This window comes from Nitratireductor pacificus pht-3B (assembly GCF_000300335.1).
GTDB lineage: Bacteria > Pseudomonadota > Alphaproteobacteria > Rhizobiales > Rhizobiaceae > Nitratireductor > Nitratireductor pacificus.
The window spans coordinates 28,908-51,001 of record NZ_AMRM01000029.1; the positions used below are offsets into that span (position 1 = coordinate 28,908).

General features: G+C 66.3%; 26 protein-coding genes. All 26 read right to left on the reverse strand.

Features of this window, described 5'->3' with window-relative positions; translation table 11 throughout:
• Window position 1: 1 nt before the first annotated feature.
• The gene (gene flbT, locus NA2_RS19675; protein WP_008598987.1) at window positions 2-439 is read right to left on the reverse strand and encodes a flagellar biosynthesis repressor FlbT; all 438 of its coding nucleotides are present in this window, start codon (window positions 437-439) and stop codon (window positions 2-4) included.
• Window positions 436-783: a flagellar biosynthesis regulator FlaF gene (gene flaF / locus NA2_RS19680; protein WP_008598988.1), complete on the reverse strand. Its 348-nt coding sequence runs from the start codon at window positions 781-783 to the stop codon at window positions 436-438. Before flaF ends, flbT begins: the two co-directional genes overlap by 4 nt.
• A gap of 32 nt (window positions 784-815) precedes the next feature.
• A complete protein-coding gene (locus NA2_RS19685; RefSeq protein WP_008598989.1) occupies window positions 816-1,865 on the reverse strand; it encodes a flagellar hook-associated family protein in 1,050 nt (349 codons plus the stop codon).
• Window positions 1,866-1,877: 12 nt separating this feature from the next.
• Entirely contained in the window at window positions 1,878-3,326 is a 1,449-nt protein-coding gene (gene flgK / locus NA2_RS19690) for a flagellar hook-associated protein FlgK (protein ID WP_008598990.1), read from the reverse strand.
• A 37-nt stretch (window positions 3,327-3,363) separates the two neighbouring features.
• Window positions 3,364-4,620 (reverse strand): flagellar hook protein FlgE, encoded by a 1,257-nt coding sequence (locus NA2_RS19695; RefSeq protein WP_008598991.1) that lies wholly within the window; start codon window positions 4,618-4,620, stop codon window positions 3,364-3,366.
• Window positions 4,621-4,727: 107 nt separating this feature from the next.
• Entirely contained in the window at window positions 4,728-5,402 is a 675-nt protein-coding gene (locus NA2_RS19700) for a response regulator transcription factor (protein ID WP_008598992.1), read from the reverse strand.
• Window positions 5,403-5,550: 148 nt separating this feature from the next.
• The gene (locus NA2_RS19705; protein ID WP_008598993.1) at window positions 5,551-6,102 is read right to left on the reverse strand and encodes a lytic transglycosylase domain-containing protein; all 552 of its coding nucleotides are present in this window, start codon (window positions 6,100-6,102) and stop codon (window positions 5,551-5,553) included.
• Window positions 6,074-7,360: a flagellar hook-length control protein FliK gene (gene fliK / locus NA2_RS19710; RefSeq protein ID WP_008598994.1), complete on the reverse strand. Its 1,287-nt coding sequence runs from the start codon at window positions 7,358-7,360 to the stop codon at window positions 6,074-6,076. Before fliK ends, NA2_RS19705 begins: the two co-directional genes overlap by 29 nt.
• The gene (locus NA2_RS19715) at window positions 7,357-8,571 is read right to left on the reverse strand and encodes a chemotaxis protein (RefSeq protein ID WP_008598996.1); all 1,215 of its coding nucleotides are present in this window, start codon (window positions 8,569-8,571) and stop codon (window positions 7,357-7,359) included. Before NA2_RS19715 ends, fliK begins: the two co-directional genes overlap by 4 nt.
• A complete protein-coding gene (locus NA2_RS19720) occupies window positions 8,568-9,917 on the reverse strand; it encodes a MotB family protein (RefSeq protein WP_008598998.1) in 1,350 nt (449 codons plus the stop codon). The genes NA2_RS19715 and NA2_RS19720 overlap by 4 nt, the downstream gene beginning before the upstream one ends.
• Complete coding sequence (locus NA2_RS19725; protein WP_008599000.1) at window positions 9,914-10,552, reverse strand: FliH/SctL family protein; 639 nt, start codon at window positions 10,550-10,552, stop codon at window positions 9,914-9,916. Before NA2_RS19725 ends, NA2_RS19720 begins: the two co-directional genes overlap by 4 nt.
• On the reverse strand, window positions 10,552-12,189 hold the full coding sequence (gene fliF / locus NA2_RS19730) for a flagellar basal-body MS-ring/collar protein FliF (RefSeq protein WP_008599001.1): 1,638 nt from the start codon (window positions 12,187-12,189) through the stop codon (window positions 10,552-10,554). The genes NA2_RS19725 and fliF overlap by 1 nt, the downstream gene beginning before the upstream one ends.
• A 114-nt stretch (window positions 12,190-12,303) precedes the next feature.
• Entirely contained in the window at window positions 12,304-13,173 is an 870-nt protein-coding gene (locus tag NA2_RS19735) for a flagellin N-terminal helical domain-containing protein (RefSeq protein ID WP_040678717.1), read from the reverse strand.
• A 201-nt stretch (window positions 13,174-13,374) separates the two neighbouring features.
• The gene (locus NA2_RS19740) at window positions 13,375-14,247 is read right to left on the reverse strand and encodes a flagellin N-terminal helical domain-containing protein (RefSeq protein ID WP_008599003.1); all 873 of its coding nucleotides are present in this window, start codon (window positions 14,245-14,247) and stop codon (window positions 13,375-13,377) included.
• A 195-nt stretch (window positions 14,248-14,442) separates the two neighbouring features.
• Window positions 14,443-15,177, reverse strand: coding sequence for a flagellar type III secretion system pore protein FliP (gene fliP, locus NA2_RS19745; protein ID WP_008599004.1), 735 nt, complete (start codon window positions 15,175-15,177; stop codon window positions 14,443-14,445).
• Window positions 15,174-15,626, reverse strand: coding sequence for a flagellar basal body-associated FliL family protein (locus NA2_RS19750; RefSeq protein WP_244423686.1), 453 nt, complete (start codon window positions 15,624-15,626; stop codon window positions 15,174-15,176). Before NA2_RS19750 ends, fliP begins: the two co-directional genes overlap by 4 nt.
• 73 nt (window positions 15,627-15,699) lie before the next feature.
• A complete protein-coding gene (gene flgH, locus NA2_RS19755) occupies window positions 15,700-16,404 on the reverse strand; it encodes a flagellar basal body L-ring protein FlgH (protein ID WP_008599006.1) in 705 nt (234 codons plus the stop codon).
• Window positions 16,401-16,913, reverse strand: coding sequence for a MotE family protein (locus NA2_RS19760; RefSeq protein ID WP_008599007.1), 513 nt, complete (start codon window positions 16,911-16,913; stop codon window positions 16,401-16,403). Before NA2_RS19760 ends, flgH begins: the two co-directional genes overlap by 4 nt.
• A gap of 8 nt (window positions 16,914-16,921) precedes the next feature.
• Complete coding sequence (locus NA2_RS19765; RefSeq protein ID WP_008599009.1) at window positions 16,922-18,025, reverse strand: flagellar basal body P-ring protein FlgI; 1,104 nt, start codon at window positions 18,023-18,025, stop codon at window positions 16,922-16,924.
• Window positions 18,022-18,489 carry a flagellar basal body P-ring formation chaperone FlgA gene (flgA, locus tag NA2_RS19770; RefSeq protein ID WP_040678720.1) on the reverse strand — a complete coding sequence of 156 codons (468 nt, stop codon included), beginning with the start codon at window positions 18,487-18,489 and terminating at the stop codon, window positions 18,022-18,024. Before flgA ends, NA2_RS19765 begins: the two co-directional genes overlap by 4 nt.
• 6 nt (window positions 18,490-18,495) lie before the next feature.
• Entirely contained in the window at window positions 18,496-19,284 is a 789-nt protein-coding gene (flgG, locus tag NA2_RS19775; RefSeq protein WP_008599011.1) for a flagellar basal-body rod protein FlgG, read from the reverse strand.
• A 12-nt stretch (window positions 19,285-19,296) separates the two neighbouring features.
• Window positions 19,297-19,605, reverse strand: coding sequence for a flagellar hook-basal body complex protein FliE (fliE, locus tag NA2_RS19780; RefSeq protein ID WP_008599013.1), 309 nt, complete (start codon window positions 19,603-19,605; stop codon window positions 19,297-19,299).
• Window positions 19,602-20,021 (reverse strand): flagellar basal body rod protein FlgC, encoded by a 420-nt coding sequence (gene flgC, locus NA2_RS19785; RefSeq protein ID WP_008599015.1) that lies wholly within the window; start codon window positions 20,019-20,021, stop codon window positions 19,602-19,604. The genes fliE and flgC overlap by 4 nt, the downstream gene beginning before the upstream one ends.
• Before the next feature lie 3 nt (window positions 20,022-20,024).
• A complete protein-coding gene (gene flgB, locus NA2_RS19790; protein ID WP_008599016.1) occupies window positions 20,025-20,402 on the reverse strand; it encodes a flagellar basal body rod protein FlgB in 378 nt (125 codons plus the stop codon).
• 36 nt (window positions 20,403-20,438) lie between these two features.
• Complete coding sequence (locus NA2_RS19795) at window positions 20,439-21,107, reverse strand: hypothetical protein (RefSeq protein WP_008599017.1); 669 nt, start codon at window positions 21,105-21,107, stop codon at window positions 20,439-20,441.
• Window positions 21,097-22,094: FliI/YscN family ATPase (locus tag NA2_RS19800; protein WP_008599018.1), on the reverse strand; the 998-nt coding region annotated here is incomplete at its 5' end. The genes NA2_RS19795 and NA2_RS19800, both read right to left, overlap by 11 nt.

The window sequence follows — 22,094 nt, forward strand, 5'->3', positions numbered from 1 at the left end:
CTTACTCCCCGGCCGCCATGGCGAGCGCGCGCGTCGCGTCGGTGTCGGCCTGCTGCATGATTTCTGTTTCGAGCGGATAGAGCGCGCGGATTTCCTTCAGCGCCTCGTAGACCTGCCCGTCGGCGACGAGCTGATCGATGTGTTTCAGTCCGGCGCGGATGCGTTCGTTGCTGAAGCTCTCCAGGAGCCGGGGCAGGAGTCCGGCGAAGATCCGGCGCGCGTCGTCGGCGCTGTCGGGCGTCATCAGCATGATCTGCACGGCGAAATAGAGCTGGCGCAGCGGCGTGCGCGCGTCCTCCGCCTGCAGGACGTGGTTTTCCATCAGGAACTGCACGTTGTTGAGGAACTCCAGCGTCACCTTGCGGTCGGTCCTTATGACCGCGCCGTTGACGTAGATCTTCTCGTTCGCCTTCAGCGAAATTTTCAGCGTGCTTTTCATTGGATGCCGTCGCGGATGATCTGCGACACCTCGATCAGGCCGTCGAAGTTCTCCGAACGTCCCTGGCGCACTTCTTCGGCCTCGCGCAACAGCCAGATGCCGATGGAGATCAGATTTGCGCGCAGTTCCTGCGGGAGTTCGTTCTCCGGATTGCCGAGATCGTCGATGAAGGTGGTCCAGACGCGCACCATGAAGTGGATCGCCTCGACAGCCTCGCGTGATTGCGCGCCCTTGTCGCGCGCGGCGATCAGGAGATCGATCGAGCGGCTCAGCACCTGCTGTTCGCGGTCCTTGGCGTCGGCCAGCGAATCGGTCTGAACTTCGCTGTAGGAAAACTGATACATGGGCTTCCCGTCTCGTGGTTTCCTGGCGCTCGCTACCGCAGGTAATTGAGCAGGCTGAGTTGTTGCAGGCGCGCCGTCAGCGCGTATGAAGCATCGAGCTGGGCGACCAACTCGTTGACCCGTGTCACCGCTTCATAAGGATCGACGCCCTCCGTGTCCTTGATCAGGCTCTTGAACAGATCGATCTGCGAAGAGGTGCGCGTGCTGGCGTCCTCGATGCGGTTCTCGGCGATGCCGGCCTTCGCCTGCGCATTGGCGATGTCGGCCACCGCCTCGCCGACCAGCGTCAGGGCGCGCTCGTAGAGAACGCCGCGCGCGGCGTCGCCGAGCTGACCGTTCAGCAGATCGGACAGGCTGGCCGCTGCCATCGCCAGCTTGCGCAGGCCAGGCTCGTTGGCGGTGACGGAGGTCTCCGCCGTTTCGTTCAGCGCGATGCGGGTGGTGATCTTCTGGTCGGATGCGCTCGACCAGTTGGTCTGCCAGCCGGCACCCAGAAACTGCGGCTCGGCGTAGTTGGTCAGGAAATCGTCCATGTCGGCGGCGCTGATGCCGGCCGCGGCGGGGTCGGTTTGCGCAAAACCGAATTTTGCGAAGAATGCGGCATCGAACGCGGTCTTCGCCGGTGAGGCGGGATCGAAGAAATCGCCGACCGGCTTCACATCGGTGTTGATGCCGGAGAAGAGATACTCGCCGTTCAGGTTGGTGTTCAAGAGACCGGTCATGGTCTTCAGAACGCGTTCGGCCTCGGCGCGGGCGATGGCGATCTGGTCGACGCCGGAATTGGAGGCCGTCAGCGAGGCGAGCAGGCTCTGTCCGAGATCGCCGATCTTCGTCATGGTGTCCTGCGTCGCCTTCAGCCGGTTGGCTGCAAGCGCGTTGGAATCGATCAGTCCACCGAGGCGCTCGATGTCGCGGTGCATCGAAAGGTTGCGGCCGGCATGGCCGCCGAGCGCGATGCCGACATCAGCCACGGTCGCCGTGTTGGATTCCTTCGTCCTCTGCGCAAGCTCGGCCTGCATGCGCATCACCTGGTAGCGCAGGGTCTGCGACATTGCCAGCGATGAGATGAAGGAGGTTTTCATGTCATGGTCTTTCTATCGCGTCGCCTGCATCAGGGTAGACAGCATCTCATCGATCACCGACAGAAGCCGCGCCGAGGCCTGATAGGCATGCTCGAGGTCGAGCAGCAGTGCCATCTCCTCGTCGACGTTCACGCTGGTCAGGTTTGAAAGCGCCGTCGCCGTGCGGACGGCCAGGGCTTCCTTGCCCTCGGCGCCGCTGTCGGCCTGCTGGCGGTTGCTCTCCAGCCAGCCAACCGCGTCGAAGGAGAAGGCGGTGACGCTGCGCGTCGTGTCGAGGCCGGCCGCTGCGTCGAACGCCATCGGCTCGTCGAGGCGCTCGGAATAGGTCCTGAGCAGGTCCGAATAGGAGGCCGCGCCGCTGGCGTTGTGCAGATAGGTGGCGCCGTCGCGCAGGCGCGCTGCGCTGCCGCCGGCCGCCGGATCCATCAGCGCATTGACGCGGATGCTGCCGGCAAGGCCCGGCTGGAGCGTGCCCGCCGCCGGGACGGCGGGACCGCCCGGCCAGGTGAAGAGGCCCGCCGCATCGGCAAGAACGCCGTTCGGATCGGATTCGGCGAAGGTCGCGATGAGGCCGCGCGCCACTTCGTCCAGCTGGTTCTGCATCATCAGCGCCGTGTCGTCGCGCAATTGCAAATTGGCGGCGATGGAGCCCCTGGCGCTGGTGTTGCCGCCGACACCCGGGACCATCGGAACGCCGTCGATATAAACGGCATTGCCGGTCGTGCCCGGGCCGTAGGTGTGATGGGGGTTGAAGGTGACCGGGCGCGGCACCGTTTCGAACAGCATCGCGCCATCGCCGGTGACGATGACGAGATCGTTGTCGGACCGCGTGTTGGTGGAGATCGCCACATATTCGGAGATCTGCTTCAGAAGCGCGTCGCGGCGGTCGAGGGCGTCGGAGACGTCGCGGCCGCTGCGCGTTCCGTTGACCACTTCGTTGTTGACCAGCTCGAACTCGCCCAGCAGCCGGTTCAGGTCCTTCACGGCGGCGGATATCTCCGCGTCGGCTTCGGCGCGGAAGGTCTGGATCGCCTCGGCACCGCCGTTCAGCGAACGGACGACCTGATGGGCCGCCTGCACGGCGCTTTCGGCCAGCGTCGTGTTCGACGGCGTCGATGCGTAGAGCTGGAGCGCCGTCTGGAGCTTGCTGATCGCGGTGGCCGGCGCGGTCGCGTTCTCGGCGCCGTTGACCTTCAATTGCAGCGTGTTGAGGCCGCCCGACATGGTCTGCTGACCCTGCCAGGACGAGATGGCGAACAGGTTCTGGCGGAACAGCACCTCGTTGGCGGCGCGCTTGATCTTGGCGATCCGCGCGCCGGGCAGGGTGCTTGACAGTTCCGCGCTGCGGCGCGCGTAGTCGGGGTTGGAAGCTTCGGCAACGTTGCGCGATACGACACTGGTCTGGCGCGAGGTGTTGAACAGCGCGGTCTGCGCGATACTTAGTGCAGATGTCAGTGACATTTACTCTCTTCCACTCCCCCGTTCCGCGGAATCAGGCCTATCGCTTCAGGTTGACCAGGAGTTCCATCAGGTCGGAGCCGGTCTGGAACACTTTCGAATTGGCGGTGTAGTTGCGCTGCGATTCGATCATGTCGGTCAGCTCCTGGGCGATATCGACATTGGAGCTTTCCAGCGCGCCGGAAACCACCTTGCCCGCACCCTTGTCGCCCGAGAACCCGTAGAGAATGTCTCCGGAATCGGCGCTTTGGGTGTAGCTGTTACCGTTGAGGACCTGAAGCTGGTCGGGGCTCTGCACCGTCGCGATGGGAATGCGGTAGATGGCGCGCATGGAGCCATCGGCATATTTCGCGAAGACGTTGCCGTCCGAAGCGATCTCGACGCTGTCGATGGAGTAGGGGGCGGCTCCGTCCGCTTCGCCGGAGACCGAGAAGCCGGCGGCAAGCTGCGTCATGCCGGACATGTCCAGGTCGAGCGTGTCGCCGCCGGGCACCGGGATGGCGATGTCGGTGGCGCTGGCGCCGGCCAGTTGCCCGTTGGACGGGTCGAAGGTGAGCGTCTGGGTGGCGAGCGCGGGGTTCGCATAGGGGAACGAGGTGTTCGGCGCCGCGTCCGCGCGGTCGTAGACGGCCACTTCCCAGGTGTCGGGGCCGGTCTTCGTCATGTAGATGTCGAGCAGTTTCTTCTCGCCGAGATTGTCGTAGACGGCGAGCGAAGTCTTGTGCGTGTAGCTGGCCGTCGGGCTGTTCGTCGACGGCAGGTCGCCGGCCGCGACCGGCGTCGAGGCGGATGCCAGATTCGCCGTAAGCTTGCCGTTGCGCGACGGGGTCGCCACGAGTTCGTCGCCGGCGATGGAGATGACCTTCAGGCCCGCGTCGCTGTTCACGGTAGGCGTCGGGACGCCGTCCTTGTAGTCATAACCCATCAGCTTGTGGCCGGCGGCGTTGACGAGCTCGCCCTTGGCGTTCGGTATGAACGAACCGGCACGCGTCAGCACGCTCTTGCCGTTGGTATCCTGGACGACGAAGAAACCATTGCCGTCGACGGCAAGGTCGGTCCCCGATGTCGTGTATTGCAGCGGCCCGGACTGGGAGATCGCGTAGCGGATCGAGGTGGTCACGCCACCCGAATTGTAAGAGCCTCCCGACGAGGGCAGCACGAGGGAGGAAAACTCCGCCTGCGCCCGCTTGTAGCCGTTCGTGCTCGAATTGGCGATGTTGTCGGCGACCGTCGACAACCGGTTGGATTGCGCCGCCATGCCGGATACGCCGGTTCGCATCATGCCGTAAAGGCCCATCGGATGTCTCCTCGTAGTCTACGCCGATCACGTTGAGATTACGGATTGTGACTTGCGCGAAGCTGGCCAGGCGACGGAAAGGCGAAGCCGGGTGTGAAAAGCCGCGGCTAGACGTCGATCAGCCGGTAGCCGAGATAACGCTTCGAATCGATGGGATCGAAACCGAGCTTCTCACGCAGTTTCTTGCGCAGCTTGCTGATGTGGCTCTCGACCACATTCTCTTCGACGTCCTCGTCGAAGATGCCGTAGATGGCATTGAAGATCTGAGTTTTCGTCACGCGGCGCGTCGGGTTGCCCGCCAGATACTCCAGGATGCGGCGCTCGCGGCGCGGTAGCGGCAGGGGCTGGCCGTCGATCTCGGGGTCGCGGCCGTCGAAATAGATGCGCATCACGCCGAGCTGCGTGAAGTTGGCCGTGTCCTGCAGGGCGCGGCGGCGGATCGCTGTGATGCGCGCCAGGATCTCGCGGATATGGACCGGTTTGCGGACGACGTCGTCGGCGCCCCATTCGAACAGGCGCAGCGTGTCGTCGAGCGAGTTGCGCTCGCTGAGCGCGATCAGCGGCGCCGGCGAACGGTCGCGGATGCTCTGTGCTGAAAGGCTGCCGGCCTCGCACTGGCCGAGAAGAAAGGCGCTGACGGCCTTCAGTTCGTCTTCGGCGACGGTCTGCACCCATTCGCCGAATTCGTTGGGGGCGAAGCCGGCACTGGCCACGCCTTCCCTGTTGAACAGTGAGTGATAACCTTCCGTTACCAGCTCACGCTCGTCAATCACCACAATCACCGGCCCGCCCTCCGAATCACTTTATGTGTCAAGTGGTAACTGCTGGGGCGAATCAGGCACAACCATCAAATTTAAGGAATCAATAATAGGGAATCGGGCGGCGCGATTTGTCCCCGCGATTCTCGCGGTGGAGATGCCGCTCTTTCAATCAGGGGGTGCAGAAACTTCGCGCCTCCGGCGTCCATTCGCCGAAGCCGGTGGCGACCATGTTGGTGATGACGCGGCAGACATAGCGCTTCTGCGCCGGGTCGTTGTCCGGGCCTGCATGGTAGCGCGCGACCGCCATCGACCAGGAGCCGTGCCGCTCCTTGAGCTGGACCAGAAAGCGCGCGGCGTAATCGACGTTGCGGCGCGGGTCGAGCATGGCGCGCAGACCGGGAAAGGCGCTGGCGTGGTAGTGGTGGTTGATCTGCATGCAGCCCAGGTCGATCAGCTTCACGCCCCTGTCCCGCGCCTGCTCGAAGGTCCGCATGGCCTCGCCGGCGCTGCGGGCGAAGACCGCCTTGCCCTCGATGTTCAGCGCATAGGGCTGGAGACTGCCCTTGACGCCGGTCTCCGTAAGCCCCACGGCGTAAAGGATTCCGGGCGGCACCTGGTATTTTTCCGCGGCGCGCAGGATCTCCCCCTCGCAGGGGTTAGCGGCGGCGTGCGCCGCGCCCATCAGGCCGAGGCTAAATGTAAAGACCGCCGCCAGACGCATCGCCGCCGTCCTGTGCCGGGCTGGTGTTTCGGGCCGCGCCCTCCCGGCCGTTCTGCTGGCCGGCGCCGTGCGATTGTTCGTCCCCGCCCTGGCCGCCTGCCGCCGACTGGAATGCACCGTCGCCGCCCTTGCCGGCAGGCGCGCCATTCGACGGCGAACCGGGGGTGGCCTGCTGTATGGTGACGCGGTCGATGTCGTAGCCCAGTCCGCGCAGCGCCTTCACGATGGCGTCGCTGTCGCTGCCGAGGCGGTGACGGGCTTCTGCCGTCTCCACTTGAATATCAACCATGAGTTGTTCAGCGACGATGCGCAGACGGGCGGTGACAGGGCCAAGTTCCGCCGGATGAAGCTGGATCTTGAGCGTCTGGAGGACGCGGCCGGCTTCCGAATGTGTCGTTGATTGCGTCCGCGCGGCTTCCGCGGGTGCGGATTGCTGGCCGGCGGTGCCGGTCTGGTCGCTGGACGCGGCGGGTGCCGGTGCGCGCTGGATGGACAGGACGCGGATCTCGGCCTGTCCGTCGCGCGGCAGGGCTTCCGGGGCAGCATTCACCGGACGTATCTCCGGTCTTGGCGCATTGGCCTGCATGTCCGGTCTGCCGGAGTTGTCCACGGTGCGCTCCCGCATTGTCTCGGCGCGGCCGGCGGCGCCTGCTTCGGCTTCGCCGCCGGACCGGTTCAGCACCGCGGCGGGCGCGGGTTTCTGGGGCGCACGCTCGTGGGCAGGGGGCGGCGCCGGCGGCATCGCTGGAGCCGCCGGCTGGCTGGCGGCCCGCGCTCCCGGCTCAGCGGCCGGCGCTGATCTTCCAGACGCCGCGTCGGCATCGGCGGCACCCATTTCGGGATTGTCTGCCTCCGGCCTCGCAGGCTGCAGGTCAGCGCGAGCGGCTTCCTCCGGCATGGCCTGCACCGGCTTTTGTGCATCATGGCGTTCTTCGCCGGCCGGCAGGGCGACCACCGGCGTTTCCGTGCCGACATCCTCTGTCGCGCCGTCCCCGCCATCCGGAGCGTCCTGGCGTGCCGGCATCCGGCCGGACGCCTGGTTCACCGCATGCGGCAATGTCCAGCGAACGGGCATCAGGCCCGGCCTCTTCTCCTGCGCGGCATCGTTCTTCGCCCGGACATCCGACCCGGCCTTGCGCTCGCCGTCGAGCGCTTCCCGGAAGTTCGCGTCGTCCTGCGCCGCGTTGCCCCGGCTTCGGGGATTGGCGTCGTGCGCCTGAGCGACAGCGGGGATGGTGTTGCCGAGCGCCGCGTTCATTCTTCCGTCTCCTTCACCAGCAGCGCGTCGATGGCCTGCAATTTGTCGCGCATGTCGCGCAGATAGGCTTCTTCCGCGTCGGGCTCGCTCTCGACGGCAGCCTCAACCGCCGCCGGCGCCGCTTCTTCCCGGGTCTCCTCCGCGACATTGCGCGGCGCGGGGTCGGTGCCGGCCGAGCCGGGCGGCCGGTTCAAGACCGCATGGGCGATCGCCTTGGCCGCATCGAGCAGTTCGCGGTCCTTCTCGGAAAGCCGTGCGCGGTCGATGCCGCCCAGGGTCGCGAGAACCTGCTCGACATTGTCCGAGGTGACGGAGGCCATGTTGGCATAGAGCGTCGCGCGCGGGTCTTCGCCCGTGCTGGTCTGCTCCGCATAGCCCGTCGCCTTCTCCGAGGCGAAGGCCTGCAGGCGGTCGTATCCCTCGATGGCGCTCTTGCGCGCCAGCCGCAGGTAGACGATGCGCGCCTGCTCGTCGCTCATCAGCGCGGCCACGTCGTCGACCACGGCGAGATCGACCGTCTCGTGCATGGCGACAATCGCCGCGACGAAGGAATCGGCGAACTGGCTGGCATAGGGAGAGCGGAGAAACCGGCGTGCATACTGTTCCGCCGCGCTGGCGAAGCGCTGGGTGTCCTTCAGCGCGGCGGCCACCGGAATGCTGCGCCGCAGGGCTGCTTCCTCGATCAGCGTGCCCGGACTGAGCAGCCGCGCGTCGTCGAGCAGCCGGGCGGCGATGGCCGGCTCCTCTGCGGCCAGAACCGCAGCCGTCACCAGCGCGACCGGCGGGCCGACCTCCGGATCGAGCGTCATCGGATCGATGTCACGCAGGCCGTCGCGGGCGTTCTGGAAGTCGCCGCGCGCGTAGTGGACGATGGCGCTGCCCAGTTTCGCCTGCTCGCCCTCGAGACGGAGCCTCGGGAAGATGGTTTCTAGCGTCCGCGGATTGCCGCCGCTCAATCCGTAGATCAGGAGGGCGCGCAGATTGCGCTGGTCGGCGAAATCCTCAGGCGCGGCCTGGCGCAGGCGGTCGTCGATGATGCCGAGCAGTTTCTGCTGCATCGGCAGGGCGGCGTGATCGCCATTGGCAATGCGATCCTGCAGCACCTGCAGGGAGCGCACCATCTGGAACGGTTGCAGCGATGCCGCCGCGGCGCCGCCACACAGGACAGCGCCGCTCATCAGGAAGGCGGCAACCGTCACGCGCCATCTCATTGCGGCAGTTCCAGCAGGATCTCGATGCGCCGGTTGGCATCGGCATAGGGATCGTCGGGAACCTTCAGCTTGCGGTCGGCGAAGCCCGCCACCTGCTCGATGCGCTGCTCGTCCAGGCCGCCGCGAACCAGCATGTAGTAGGCGGCCTGCGCGCGCGCCGTGGACAGTCGCCAGTTGTCATAGGTTTCGCTGCGGAAGGGACGACCGTCCGTATGGCCCCGAATCTTGATCAGCCCGGTCTGGGCCGTGAGCACGCCGCCGATTTTGTCCATCGCGAGGACCAGTTCGCGTTCCGGCACGGCCGAGCCGACCGGGAACATGCCCTGCTTGTTGTCGTCCGTGATGGAGACGATCACACCGTCCTCGGTGGCCACGACGGTCACGGAACCGGCAAGCGGACTGTTTGCGAATTCGCGTGCCAGCTCGGACCTGATGTTGGCGGCGATCGCCTCGCTCTGCGCCGAGGGGACGCGGGGTTGCGGGGCGGCCTGCGCGGTTTCCTCAGTGGTCTCTGCGGCCTGCGCCTCTCGCGCTTTTGCGGCTTCCGCCTCGGCCTTCGCGGCCTCGATTTCCTCCTGCGAGGGTTTCAGGGGCTGGACTTCGGCGACGGGCGCCATGGCGACGCCGGGCGCGACCTCAGTCGTGACCTCCGCATTGCCGGCGGCGGGTCGATTCGCGCCTTCGGTCGCGGTCTCGGTTTCGGCGCCCGCGGGCTTGTCTCGGGCCTGGTCGGGATCGCCCTGGACGCCGATGTCGGGGGTCGCGACCTGCTGGGACCAGAAGTCCGGAGCGAAGGGATCGCGGTAGGATTCGCCGCCGGTGGCGCCGGAGGAGGGGCCGGCCGTCTGCGCGCCGCCTTCGCCCTTTTCCGATATGTTGGCCTGCGTGCCGGTTTCGGCGGCGATCTCGGCCAGGACGGAATAGGGATCGGAGAACAGGCTTTCATCGGAGAGCTTCTGGATGGCGGCCTCGCCGATGGACTTCTCGAAGTCCATCGGTCCTGAGTTGTGCTCCTGCTCTCCCGACGACGAGGCTGCATTCTTGTCGTCGGTCTCGATCTGCGGCGTCGCCTCGTCGGGATCCTCGCCGAGGTCCTCCAGCCCCTTGGTGCTGGTGGTGCGGTCGATCAGCTTGACCGGGTTGAAATAGCTGGCGAGCGCCGAGCGCGTCTGCTCGTTCGTGGCGTTGATCAACCACATCACGAGGAAGAAGCACATCATCGCGGTCATGAAGTCGGCGAAGGCGATCTTCCAGGCGCCGCCGTGGTGGCCTTCCTCCTCGTCGCCGCCGCCGCGCCGCACGATGATGATCTCGGGTGGACGGGCCTCGCTTTCGGCCACGCTCATGGGATCAGCTCCGCCAGCGTGTCCGACCACTCGGCAAGCCGCGTTTCAAACAGTTTCTCGTCGAGCGACAGGCTGATGTCGAGACCCGGCGCCTCGGCGAAATCGACATGGCTGGCCGTGTCGCCGAGACCGGCCTTGAGCGCGTCCCACAGTACCGGGGCGCCGCTGACGCGGATGCGCACCGTCTCGCGGTCCTGCAGAGCCTGGCGGATGATCCGTTCCAGCTCGCCGACCGAACGCTGCTGCAGCTCTCTGGTCAGGACGACGCTGAGGATGCGCGCCGTAGCTTCGCTGGCGAGCGACGTCACCGTCCGCTCCATCTCGGCGAACCGATCATGGATGATCCGGCCGGCCTGTTCGGCAAGCGCCGTCTGGGTCGCCTGCAGCGCTTCCGCGTGGCGGGCCTGCTCCTCCGCGAGGTTGGCGGCGTGCTCCTGCGCAAGCCGCTCCGCCAGCGCGGCCTCGGCCGCCGCCACCTCGGCGCTGACGATCGTGGTCACGTCGCGGTCGGGCGCCGGCGCGCGGCGTTCGGGCATGGGTTCCTCCAGATCGACCCAGGGGCCGGACGACGCCTTCAGCGGCGCGACGCCGCCGAAATCGGGCAGAACGTCGATCAGGGCAAGGGCGGGGGGCATCAGACCGCCTCCGCTTCGGCGCGGGCCCATTTGCGCAGGATGTGCGCGGTGCGCTCCTCATTGAGATCGACCATGCGCGCCAGCCGTTCCTGCGGGGCGGGACGGATCTTCAGGCGATGGGTGCCGTAGGTGTCGTCCTCCTCGAGGATCGGGTCGGAATAGCCGCCATCCGTCAGTTGCGCCTGTTCCTCGGGGGTCGGCAGCGAGCGCTGCATGTCCTCGCCGGCCGGGCCCTGGACCAGCGCCGGGCGCATCAGCGTCGTGCCGAGCGGCCGCAGGCCGAACCAGGTGACGAGGAAGGCGACCAGGATGAAGGCGGCGGCATTGATCATCGTGCCGGTGTGCTGGCCGATCGCGTCGAGAATGCCGGGCTCCGGAAGGGCCGTGCCGTCCAGCCCGTCGATGAACTCCACCGCCGAGACGTTGATGATGTCGCCGCGCGTCTGGTTGAAACCGGTGGCGGAGGCCACGACCTTCTCGATCTCGGCGATCCGCTCGGCCACCTGGTCGGGCGTCGCGTTGGCTTCGAGAATCTGCATCAGCCGGGCGCGGTTGACGACCACGGCGATCGACATCTTCTCGACGCTGTAGCCGTTGCTCGTGGTGGCGATGCGCTTGGTGTTCAACTCGTAATTGGTGGTTTCCTCGCGGCGCTCGCTTTCCTCGGAGGATTTGGGCCCCTCGGTCGCCGCCGTCTCGTCCTGCGGCAGGTTCTGCGCCACCGACGTCGGCTGGAGCGCGGTTTCACGGTTGGCGCTGTCGCTCGCCCGGACCACCTGCACCGAGCGCTCCACGCGCGATTCCGGATCGAAGATCACTTCCTCGATCTGCCTTGTATCCGTGTTGATGTCGGCCTTCACGCTGGCGCGGAAGTTGTCGGGACCGAGATAGGGCGCGAGCGTGCGGCGGATGTTCTCCTCGATCTGGCTTTCCACGTTGCGCTCGACGCCGATGGAGCGCTGCGCGGTGTTGTTGGACGGGTCGTCGCCGGCGGCCAGGAGCGTGCCGGCGGAATCGAGCACCGTCACCTTTTCGGCGTCGAGGCCGGGCACAGCGGCCGCGACCAGATAGCGGATCGACGCGGCGGTCGCCGCGGAATTGACGTTGGAGGCGCGGATGACGACCGAAGCCGAGGGCTGGCGTTCCTCTGTGCGGAAGGTGCCGCGCTCCTGCATGACGATATGGACGCGCGCCGCCTTGATGCCGGCGATGGACTGGATCGTCCGGGCGATCTCGCCTTCCAGCGCGCGGACGCGGGTGACCTGCTGCATGAAGGTGGTGAGGCCCAGCGAGCCGACATTGTCGAACAGCTCGTAGCCGGCATTGGTGCTGCTCGGCAGCCCTTTCTCGGCCAGCAGCATGCGTGCCTGGGCGGTCTTGCCGGCAGGCACCAGAACGGAGGTGCCGTCGGAAACCACGTCGAAGCCGATGCCGGCCTCGCCGAGGACGAGGCCGATCTGGTTGACGTCGGAACGGTCGAGGCCGACATACAGCGTTTCGTATGCGGGCCTGTTCAGATAGGCGGCGCCGGCCACGATTACGGCCATCATCAGGGCGAAGATGCCGCCCATGATGGCGAGCCTGCGGGCTCCCAGGCTTTTCAGGTTCTCGACAACGTTCTGAAACTGCTCAGGCAACGCCCAATGCTCCCATGGAAATAGTCACGGGGAGCCTAGCTTCCGAAGCTTGTGCGAAAATGAAATGGGGCCGCGCCGCGACCCCATCCGGAAATCTGTATCGGACCGCTGTTCTTACTTGAACAGCGCCAGGATGCTCTGGGCGTTCTGGTTGGCGATCGACAGCGACTGGATGCCGAGCTGCTGTTGCACCTGAAGGGCCTGAAGGCGGGTCGATTCCTCGTTCATGTCGGCATCGACAAGCTGACCGACGCCGCGCTCGATGGAATCGGTCAGGTTGGAGACGAAATCCTTCTGCAGGTCGAGCCGGGTCTTCGCGGCGCCGAGATTGGCAGCGGCGGTCGACATCTCGGAAAGGGCCGTCTCGATGTCCACCAGATAGGCGTCGATATTGGCATCGGTGCCGTTGGTGACGATGTCGATCAGCATGATGTCGTCGGCAAGGCCGCCCGGCGCGCCGCCGGCCGCGAACAGCTTCAGGTCGGTCAGGTCGATGTCGATCGTTCCGACACTGACGGCGCCGGCCGAGGAGCGATTGTAGGAGGCGACGATCTGGATCGGGCCGACATCGTTGGTGGCCAGGATGTTGGTGCCGGCATAGCTGGCGCCGGTGGCCGAGCTCTTGACCTGATCGAGCAGGATCTTGATCTCGGCCTGGATCTTGGTCTGGTTCTCCGCGCTCGCGCCGCGCGCGGTGACGAGCTTCGCCTTGATCTCGTCGACGGCCTTCAGCACGTCGTTCATGGCGGTGTAGGCGGTGTCGATCTTGCCGGCGCCGAGGCCCAGCGCATCCTGCACGGCCGAAAGCGCCTTGTTGTCGGAGCGCATGGTCGTGGCGATCGACCAGTAGGCGGCATTGTCGCTGGCCTCGGCCACCCGGTAGCCGGTCGAGATGCGGCCCTGCACCACGTCCAGCGATTTGTTGGTCATCTTCAAGCTTTGCAACGCCACCATTGCGGAAGCGTTCGTCATGATACTGGCCACGTGCTCACCCCTTCGTTGATCGCCCCCCAGCGCCATGGCGAATGACGCAAAGGAATGGTTAACCATAAGTAGGCGTTCATGGTTAACAATGGTTTAACGAACAGCGACAGGGCCCATGCCGGGACGAACGAAAACGGGCCGCCCTGTCGGGCGGCCCGTTCTCTTTCGGATTGAGCCGGCTCCTGCGAGCCGGTCAATGTCTTAGCGGAACAGCGAAAGGATGTTCTGCGAGTTCGAGTTGGCGATCGACAGCGCCTGGATGCCGAGCTGGCTCTGGACCTGCAGGGCCGAAAGACGAGCCGACTCTTCGTTCATGTCGGCATCGACCATCTGGCCAACGCCGCGCTCGATGGCGTCGGAAAGCTTCGAGACGAAGTCCTTCTGCAGATCGACGCGCGACTTGGCGGAACCGAGCGTCGCGGCCTGGTCGGCGAGCGAGGCGAGAGCGGTTTCGACCGTCACGAGAGCCGCGTCAACCGCGGTGTCGTTGGCAGCGCCGGGAGCGGCGGCAACGAACAGGGCCGCAGCAACGACGTCGCCGGCAATGCCGTTGGCGCCGGTGTTGTCCAGAACCTGGACGGTGGAGCCGGTGATCGTGATCTTGTCGACCGTCACGGCCGTGCCGACGCGGTTGTAGGAAGCCGCGATGTTCACGTCCGTGCCGTCCTGGAGAATGTTCGAGCCGGCATAGTTCGAGTTGGCGACAACCGACTTGATGTGGTTCTGCAGAGCGGTGATTTCGGTCTTGATCTTGTTCTGGTCTTCCTGCGAAGCGCCGCGGGCGGTGACCAGCTTCTGCTTGATCTTGTCGACCGTGTCGATCACTTCGTTCATGCCCGTGTAGGCCGTGTCGAGCTTGCCCGCGCCGAGACCCAGGGCGTCCTGGATGCTCGAGAGAGCCTTGTTGTCCGAACGCATCGAGGTCGCGATGGACCAGTAAGCCGCGTTGTCGGAAGCCTCAGCCACGCGAAGGCCCGTCGAAATACGCGACTGGGTGGTGGCCATGTTCTTGGAGATGTTGTTGAGGGTCTGCAGCGCCGTCATTGCCGACGCATTGGTCATGATGCTTGCCATGGGATAAACGCCCCTGAAATACGATACAAACGAGGGACATACCGGGCCAACCGGTATGACGGAGCGGCATCATGCCCGTGACCTCGAACAGAGATCAGTCCGCCATGCAATGAGCGCATTTATGGAGGGCATTTCCTACCAAAAGGATAACCGGATCGCGGGTTCGGAAAAAAAGCGGAGGAACAGGCGCGCCGGTTATGCAAACGAGCGCACAAGGCTCCCGACAAGCAGGTTCCAACCGTCGATCAGCACGAAGAACAGGATCTTGAACGGCAGCGAGACGACTGTCGGCGGCAGCATCATCATGCCCATCGACATGGTGATGGTGGCGACGATCAGGTCGATCACCAGGAACGGCAGGACGATCAGGAAACCGATCTCGAAGCCGCGGCGGATTTCCGAGATCATGAAGGCGGGGATCAGCACGCGCAGATCGGCCGTCTCGATATTGGCGTCGATGTTGCCGCGCTCCGTCGCAAGGTCGGAGAAGAGGGCAAAATCCTTCTCGCGCACATTGTTGGTCATGAAGCTGCGGAAGGGCTGGGAGATGCGTTCGAGCGCGACTTCCTCGCTGATCTCGTTGTTCATCAGCGGCTTGACGCCGTCCGCCCAGGCCCGGTCGAAGGTCGGCGCCATGACGTAGAAGGTCATGAACAGCGACAGGCTGATCAGGATCAGGTTGGCCGGCGTCGAGGGCAGGCCGATGCCGGCGCGCAGGATCGAGAACGCGATGATGAAGCGGGTGAAGCTCGTCACCATGATCAGGATGCCCGGCGCGATCGACAGGATCGTCAGCAGGCCGAACATCTGGATGATGGTGCCGACCGTCGAACCGTCGCCGCCGCCGGTCAGCGCGCCGAGATCGATGGTCTGTGCCGCCGCCGCCGTGGGAACGACCGCCGCGATGATGGCCAGGAGGATGAGTCTCATTCGAACAACAGGGCCCGGAACAGGATCCGGCTGACCGCGCCGTCGCTGCGGATGCGGGCGCGCTCCTCGAGATCGGAACGGAAATGCTGGAAGCCGCTCGCCGTCTCCACCTGGCGCAGGCGCACCGTGCGGATATAGGCGAACAGGTCCTGGTGAACCGCCTCGGCGACCGCCGGGTCGGGAAGACCGTCGAAGACCAGGGAGAATTCGGCCCGCACCCAGACGTCGCTCGGTTCGGCGAGATTGGTCGTGATCGGCTGGATGTCGAGCACGCCCGGCAGGCCGTGCGGCTTGCCGTCTTCCTTCTCGCCGCCGTGCGCGCCACTCTCCGCGACGGCAGGCTCATCCTTTTCGCCGCCCGTGCGGTTCTGCAGATAGCCGCCCGCGAACCAGCCGGCGCCGGCCGTCAGCGCCGTCAGGCCGACCAGCAGCAGCAACTGGACCACCATCGAGGGTCCCGTGCGTTCCGAGGTTTGTTTTTCGAGCAGCGCCACGCTTTGTCAGGCTCCAGGGGGATTGCGGTCAGAACGGCAGGACGGTGTCGAGGAACTGCTGCCCGTAGGGCGGCTGCTGCACCTCCGTCAGGCGGCCGCGGCCGCCATAGGAGATGCGCGCCTCGGCGATGCGCTCGTAGGACACCATGTTCTGCGGGTCGATGTCGCTCGGCCGCACGATGCCGTCGATGGTCAGGATGCGCAGCTCCGCGTTGACGCGCACTTCCTGCGTGCCGCGAATGCGCAGGTTTCCGTTGCTCAGCACCTGGGTCACCACCGCGGCGACCAGCAGGCGGATGTTTTCCGAACGCTCGGTTGCGCCGCCGCCGGAGGTGGAGGTTCCCGATCCGATCTGGCCTTCGGCGGCCGCCGACGAACCGGCCCCGCCGACCGAGTAGGAGCCGGACAGGCCGAGGCTGCGGCTGGCATCGCGCGAGCGCTCGGACTCGTTCTTGAAGCGGGCCTTGTCGTTGATGGAAATCTCGACCGTCAGGATGTCGCCGGCATTCAGCGCGCGCGCATCGGTGAACAGCCGGCTCTGCCGGTCGTCCCACAGGGAGTAGCGCGTCAGCGCCGGCGCGGGGCGCTTCGGATAATTGTAGGCCGCCATCATCTCGGGATCGATGCTCGCACCGACCTGCGACATGGCCGGCTCCTTGCCGATCTCGTTCATGGTCTGCGAGCAGCCGGCAACCAGCAGCAGGGGCAGGACAAGGGCGGGCCGGAACGTCATGTGGGGTCCTCCGGACGCGCCGCGCTGGCGATGATGCTGGTCAGCATGGCGGCCGATTTGCTGTTCATTTCGTTGAGGATGACGCCGGCCACGCGTGGCTCCAGCTTCATCAGGATGGCAGCCGCCAGCTCGATCGGCACTTCGGCCAGACGCTCGGCGGCGGCGTCGGGGCGCATGGCGCCGTAGATCGACACGATGCCGCTCTCGGCCTTGGCGAGAAAGACGTTCCGCCGCTCCAGCCAGGCCTCGTAGTCGGCCCGCTTTTGCTCGAGCGCCGCGATGCGTTCGTCGACCTCGCCCCTCAGCTTCTTCAGTTCCATCGCCTGCAGCGAATAGCGGCGGTCGCGCGCCGCATCGGCGATGTTGGCGCAGAAGCGCTGCACCTCGTCGGCAGGCATGTCGGCCGGCTCGCCTGCCGCCAGCGCATGCAACGGGGCGGCCTGCGTGAGGATCACGAGAGCCGCGAGCGTGCCGGAGGCGAGTTTTCTGAGGGTGGTTGCGTGTCGCATGGCCTGGCCTATTGCAGCACGAGTTCGGCCTGCAGGGCGCCGGCGGACTTGATGCCCTGGAGGATGGCGATGATGCCGTCGGGCTTCACGCCGAGCCGGTTGAGGCCGGACACGAGGGTTTGCAGATCGGGTCCATCAAGCACCGCCACCTTGGCGTCGGGCTGATCGGCCTCGATCTGGGTAAAGGGCTCCACGGCGGTCTCGCCGCGCGAGAAGGGTTCCGGCTGGACGACCTGCGGCATCTCGGTGATGCGCACGGTCAGTGCGCCATGGCTGATGGCGACGCGCGAGATGCGCACGTCGTTGCCGATCACCACCGTGCCGGTGCGCTCGTCGACGACGACGCGGGCGGGTCCGTCGGATTCGACCATCAGGTTCTCGATCTCGGCGTAGAAGCGGGCGAAGGAGATGCCCTTCGGACGGCGGATGCGGATCGTGCGGGCGTCTTCCTCGGCGGCGAGGCGCTGGCCGAAACGCGAGCCGGTGTAGTCGTTGATGGCGTCGGCGACGCGCACCGCCGTCGAAAAGTCCGCATTGCGCAGTTGCAGGACGAGCGACGCGGTGTCGGAGAGGGAGGCCTCGACTTTGCGCTCGATGATGGCGCCGTTCGGTACGCGGCCGGCGGTGGGCACGCCCTGCGTGAGTTGCTCGGCCTGGCCTTGCGCGCTGAACCCCGAAACGATGACCGAGCCTTGCGCGACGGCATAGATTTCGCCGTCGGCGGCGCGCAGCGGCGTCATCACCAACGTGCCGCCGGCGAGCGAGGTGGCATCGCCGAGCGAGGAGACGTTGACGTCGATGCGCGCGCCCGACTGGACGAAGGGCGGCAGGTTGGCGGTGACGATCACCGCAGCCACGTTCTTCGCGCGGGCGCGGCCGCCTTCGGAGGCGATGCCGAGATTCTCCAGCATGGCGCGCATGGACTGTTCGGTGAAAGGCGCGTTGCGCAGGCTGTCGCCGCTGCCCTGAAGGCCGATGACGAGGCCATAGCCGACGAGCTGGTTGTCGCGCGCGGCCTGCAGCGTCGCAACGTCCTTGATGCGTGACGCGGCGCTGGCCGGCGCCGCCAGGGCAATCGCGAGAAGGGCGGCGGTGAGGAGACGGGCGATCATATCGTGCCGACCTTCACCGTGCCGTCGGCCATCACCATTCCCGTGAAGGTACGGCCGCTGTCGGCGTTCCTCAACCGGATCATGTCGCCGGCCGCACCGGCCTGGAGCGGCACGGCACGGATCGAGATGGTCAGTGCGCCTTCGGTGAACAGGACGGTCACCGGACTGCCGTTCTCCACCAGATAGGGTTCGCGCACATAGCTCACCGGAATGAGCCTTCCGGGAAGAAGCGTGCGGCGCGCCACCTTGCCGTCGATGTCCTCCAGCATGCGCGCGATCGCCGTGTTGCCGCGCGGCGGGCGGCGCAGGACGATTTCATCCAGCGCGTCCATGGTGATGGTCTCGCCGGGATAGATGACGCGGGTGGACACAACCGCCTGTTCCTGCGCCGGGGCGGGAGCCGCCATGGCGATCATGGCCAGGAGCGCCATGGCGAGCGCTGAAAATGAGCTGTGCCGGTTCACGTTATCCTACCGTATCGACTGGGTGACGGTTGCCGCCATCTCATCGGCGGCGCGGATCACCTTGGAGTTCATTTCATAGGCGCGCTGTGCCGAGATCAGCTCGGTGATCTCCTTCACCGGATCGACGTTCGAGCCTTCCAGATAGCTCTGGCGGATCGTCGCGAAGCCCGGATCGCCCGGCACGCCCGGCGTCGCCGCGCCGGAGGCGGGCGTCTCGCGGAAGAGATTGTCGCCGATCGGCGCCAGGCCGGCCTCGTTGGCGAAGTTCGACAGCGTGAGCTGGCCGAGATTCTCCATCTCGAGCTGCCCGTCGATGCGGGCGAACACCTGGCCGGTGTTGTTGATCACCACGTCGATCGCGCCTTCCGGCACGGTGATGCCGGGCGCGACCGTATAGCCCTCGGTCGTCACCAGCTGGCCCGTTGCATTGGTGTTGAAGGCGCCGGCGCGGGTGTAGAGCGGCTGCCCGTCGGCGCCTTCGATCTCGAACCAGCCGCGCCCGATCAGGGCCACGTCCAGCTTGTTGCCGGTGTGGTTCAGCGGGCCCTGGATGTGCAGGTTGCGCACGGCGGCGGCCTGCACGCCGAGGCCGACATTGGCGCCTTCGGGAATGACCGCCTGGTTGGCGCGGCTCGGCACGCCCTGCAGGCGCTCCGTCTGGTAGAGCAGGTCGGAGAACTCCGCCCGTGCCCGCTTGAAGCCGGTGGTGTTGATGTTGGCGATGTTGTTGGCGATGACTTCCAGGTTGAGTTGCTGGGCGCTCATGCCGGTGGCCGCGATGGAAAGGGCTTTCATGGATCAGGCTCCTCAGATGGCCATGCGGCTGATGTCGAGATAGGCGGTGACCAGCTTGTCGCGGACGGCGATGGCCGCCTGCAGCGCCTGTTCGGCGCTCATCACGGCATCGACGACGTCGCGTGCATCGGCTTCGCCTTGCAGCGCCTTCAGCGATACCGTTTCTGCATGGCCGAGCTTCGCCACCGTGTTGGCCGCGGCCTCGCCGAGCATGGCGCTGAAGGCCTCGCCGGTTTCCGAAGTGGCGGCCTGCCGCGCCGGCTGAAGCGCGCTGGCATCGGAAGGCGAGAGGGGGGCTATCGTGCCGACGGGGGGGATCATGACTGGCTCCGCATCAAATCTATGGTCATTGAAATCAGTTCGCGCGCCTGCTTGATGACCTGGAGATTGGCCGCATAGCCGCGATTGGCCTCGCGCATGTCAGCCATTTCGACAAGCATGTTCACATTCGGCAGCTTCACGTAGCCGCGCTCGTCGGCGGCCTCGTGGCCCGGGTCGTATTCGAGCGTGAAGTCGGACGGGTCGGTGGCCACCGCACCGATCTCGACCATGCTGCCGCCGATATCGCGGTCAAGTTCGGCCACGAAGCTGATGGTCTTGCGGCGATAGGGATCGCCGCCGGGCACGTCGCTGGTCGACTTGGCGTTCGCCAGGTTTTCCGAAACGACCTGCAGGCGCTCGGATTGTGCCTGCAGACCGGACGCGGCAACCTTCAGTGCGGCGGAAAGCGGATCCACGAACTACCCCCTCGACGTGTTCATCAGCATGCGGTGAAAGGCCTTGACGATGGCGGTGTTCAGTTCGAACGAACGGCGCACCTCGCCGGCGTTGACCAGCTCCTTCTCGATGCTGACGGTGTTCTGCGAGGGCAGGATGGCCGGGTCCGGCGTGCTGTCGACGGCGAAGGAGGCGTTGGTCGCGCCGGTCTTCAGATGGTTGGCGCTGGTCCCCTGCATGGCGACGCGCGTGCCGTTCAGCACGTTCTCGAAGGATTCGACCTCCAGCGCCCTGTAGCCCGGCGTGTTGACGTTGGCGATGTTGCTCGCCACCGTCGTCTGCCGGACGGAAAGCCATCTGGCCTGCTGGGTGGCGAGATCGAACAGATTGACGGGCTGCATCGCTGGGTCTCTCGGTCTATGCGGACATGGTCGGCGCTACCTTAGGAGGCCAGTCTTGCGTGGGCCTTGCGTGTCGGCAGGTTCGTCGCCGGTGGCGGCGATCACCGCGTCGCGCGTGGTGACGATCTCCCACTGTCCCTTGTTGTTCTGGATCCGCGAGACGCGGCTTCCATCGGGCAGGGACGAGCCGCGCTGGACGATCCAGTAGCCGTCCTTGTCCTCGATCATCGCCCGGCCGTTGGCGGCGTAGACCAGCCGGAACCCGTGCGCGTCGCCGGGGAAGGGCTGTTCCGGCACCGGCTCCAGCGGCTCGGCGCTGACGGTTCCGGTGGCGCTGTAGTCGAGCTGCGGCAGGTCGATCATGCTCTGCGGAATGCGCATGCCGACCAGTTCCGGCAGGAAGGCGGGCGGCGGTCCCTCGTCCGGCGGGCGGCCCTCGAAGGCGAGGGGGCGGATGCCGAACTCGTCCTGGTTCAGGAAGATGTACCAGGGAAACAGGGCGCAGACGGTCGCGAGCCCGATGCCGCCGAGCATGATCGCCCAGTCCGAGCCTCCGCCACTCGGCTTCGCGATCGGCTTCTTCTCGATGCGCCGGGTGAGGAACTTTCTCCTGTGCGGACGCACATCCGCGCCGGGCAGGGGCGCGTCGGTCGTTTCCGTGAAGCTGCCGTCGGGCAGCGCGAGACTTGCGAGCTTATCCGGCATGGACGGGTTCTCCGGCTCTCAGCTTGACCGCCAGATCGGCGAAGGGGTCGGCCGACGCCGGGTCGCTCGGCGATTGCGTCAGCGCGTCGTAGATGATCGGCACCTGGCGCACCGCCTGGTCGAGCTCCGGATCGAGGCCGGCCTGATAGGCGCCGAGCAGGCGGATGTCGCGCGTGTCCTCGAAGCGCGCCAGCATGGTGCGCAGCCTAAGCACGAGGCGCTTCTGGTCGGCCGACCAGGCGCGGTCGGCCAGGCGCGAGATCGAGGCGAGGGGATTGACCGGCGGATAGCGGCCCTGCTCGGCGATGGACCGGTCGAGCACCACATGGCCGTCGAGAATGCCGCGCACGGCATCGGCGACCGGATCGTTGTGGTCGTCGCCGTCGACGAGGACCGACAGGATGGCGGTGATCGAGCCGCGCCCCGTCTCGCCGGGGCCGGCGCGTTCGAGCAGGCGGGGCAGTTCGGTGAAAACCGATGCCGGGTAGCCGCGCGCCACGGGCGGCTCGCCGGCGCCGATGGCCACCTCGCGCAGCGCGTGGGCGAACCGGGTGATGGAATCGAGGATCAGCAGGACCTTGTCGCCGCGGTCGCGGAAATACTCCGCGACGCGCATCGCCGTGTCCGGCGCGCGGCGGCGCATCATCGCGCTCTCGTCGCTGGTCGCCACCACCGCGACCGATTTCTTCATGCCCTCGGGGCCGATCGTGTCTTCCAGGAACTCGCGGACCTCGCGGCCGCGCTCGCCGATCAGCGCGATCACGACCGTATCGAAGGCGTCGGCGTTGGCGAGCATCGACAGGAGCGTCGACTTGCCGACGCCCGAGCCGGCGAAAACGCCGAGCCGCTGCCCGTGGCAGAGCGGCGTGAAGATGTCGATGACGCGAACGCCCGTCGAGAAGGGTTCGTTGACGCGCTGCCGCTGCATGGCCGGCGGCGTCTCCGGCGGCGCGTCCGAGGCGGCGGGGCCGCAGGCCGGGGGCGGCC

What these genes read in the sequence shown, in the direction of transcription:
- flbT (WP_008598987.1), bottom strand. Translation starts at nt 439, where the DNA reads ATGAAAAGCACGCTGAAAATTTCGCTGAAGGCGAACGAGAAGATCTAC.
- flaF (WP_008598988.1), bottom strand. Translation starts at nt 783, where the DNA reads ATGTATCAGTTTTCCTACAGCGAAGTTCAGACCGATTCGCTGGCCGAC.
- NA2_RS19685 (WP_008598989.1), bottom strand. Translation starts at nt 1,865, where the DNA reads ATGAAAACCTCCTTCATCTCATCGCTGGCAATGTCGCAGACCCTGCGC.
- flgK (WP_008598990.1), bottom strand. Translation starts at nt 3,326, where the DNA reads ATGTCACTGACATCTGCACTAAGTATCGCGCAGACCGCGCTGTTCAAC.
- NA2_RS19695 (WP_008598991.1), bottom strand. Translation starts at nt 4,620, where the DNA reads ATGGGCCTTTACGGCATGATGCGAACCGGCGTATCCGGCATGGCGGCG.
- NA2_RS19705 (WP_008598993.1), bottom strand. Translation starts at nt 6,102, where the DNA reads ATGCGTCTGGCGGCGGTCTTTACATTTAGCCTCGGCCTGATGGGCGCG.
- fliK (WP_008598994.1), bottom strand. Translation starts at nt 7,360, where the DNA reads ATGAACGCGGCGCTCGGCAACACCATCCCCGCTGTCGCTCAGGCGCAC.
- NA2_RS19715 (WP_008598996.1), bottom strand. Translation starts at nt 8,571, where the DNA reads ATGAGATGGCGCGTGACGGTTGCCGCCTTCCTGATGAGCGGCGCTGTC.
- NA2_RS19720 (WP_008598998.1), bottom strand. Translation starts at nt 9,917, where the DNA reads ATGAGCGTGGCCGAAAGCGAGGCCCGTCCACCCGAGATCATCATCGTG.
- NA2_RS19725 (WP_008599000.1), bottom strand. Translation starts at nt 10,552, where the DNA reads ATGCCCCCCGCCCTTGCCCTGATCGACGTTCTGCCCGATTTCGGCGGC.
- NA2_RS19740 (WP_008599003.1), bottom strand. Translation starts at nt 14,247, where the DNA reads ATGGCAAGCATCATGACCAATGCGTCGGCAATGACGGCGCTGCAGACC.
- fliP (WP_008599004.1), bottom strand. Translation starts at nt 15,177, where the DNA reads ATGAGACTCATCCTCCTGGCCATCATCGCGGCGGTCGTTCCCACGGCG.
- NA2_RS19750 (WP_244423686.1), bottom strand. Translation starts at nt 15,626, where the DNA reads ATGGTGGTCCAGTTGCTGCTGCTGGTCGGCCTGACGGCGCTGACGGCC.
- flgH (WP_008599006.1), bottom strand. Translation starts at nt 16,404, where the DNA reads ATGACGTTCCGGCCCGCCCTTGTCCTGCCCCTGCTGCTGGTTGCCGGC.
- NA2_RS19760 (WP_008599007.1), bottom strand. Translation starts at nt 16,913, where the DNA reads ATGCGACACGCAACCACCCTCAGAAAACTCGCCTCCGGCACGCTCGCG.
- NA2_RS19765 (WP_008599009.1), bottom strand. Translation starts at nt 18,025, where the DNA reads ATGATCGCCCGTCTCCTCACCGCCGCCCTTCTCGCGATTGCCCTGGCG.
- flgG (WP_008599011.1), bottom strand. Translation starts at nt 19,284, where the DNA reads ATGAAAGCCCTTTCCATCGCGGCCACCGGCATGAGCGCCCAGCAACTC.
- fliE (WP_008599013.1), bottom strand. Translation starts at nt 19,605, where the DNA reads ATGATCCCCCCCGTCGGCACGATAGCCCCCCTCTCGCCTTCCGATGCC.
- flgB (WP_008599016.1), bottom strand. Translation starts at nt 20,402, where the DNA reads ATGCAGCCCGTCAATCTGTTCGATCTCGCCACCCAGCAGGCCAGATGG.
- NA2_RS19795 (WP_008599017.1), bottom strand. Translation starts at nt 21,107, where the DNA reads ATGCCGGATAAGCTCGCAAGTCTCGCGCTGCCCGACGGCAGCTTCACG.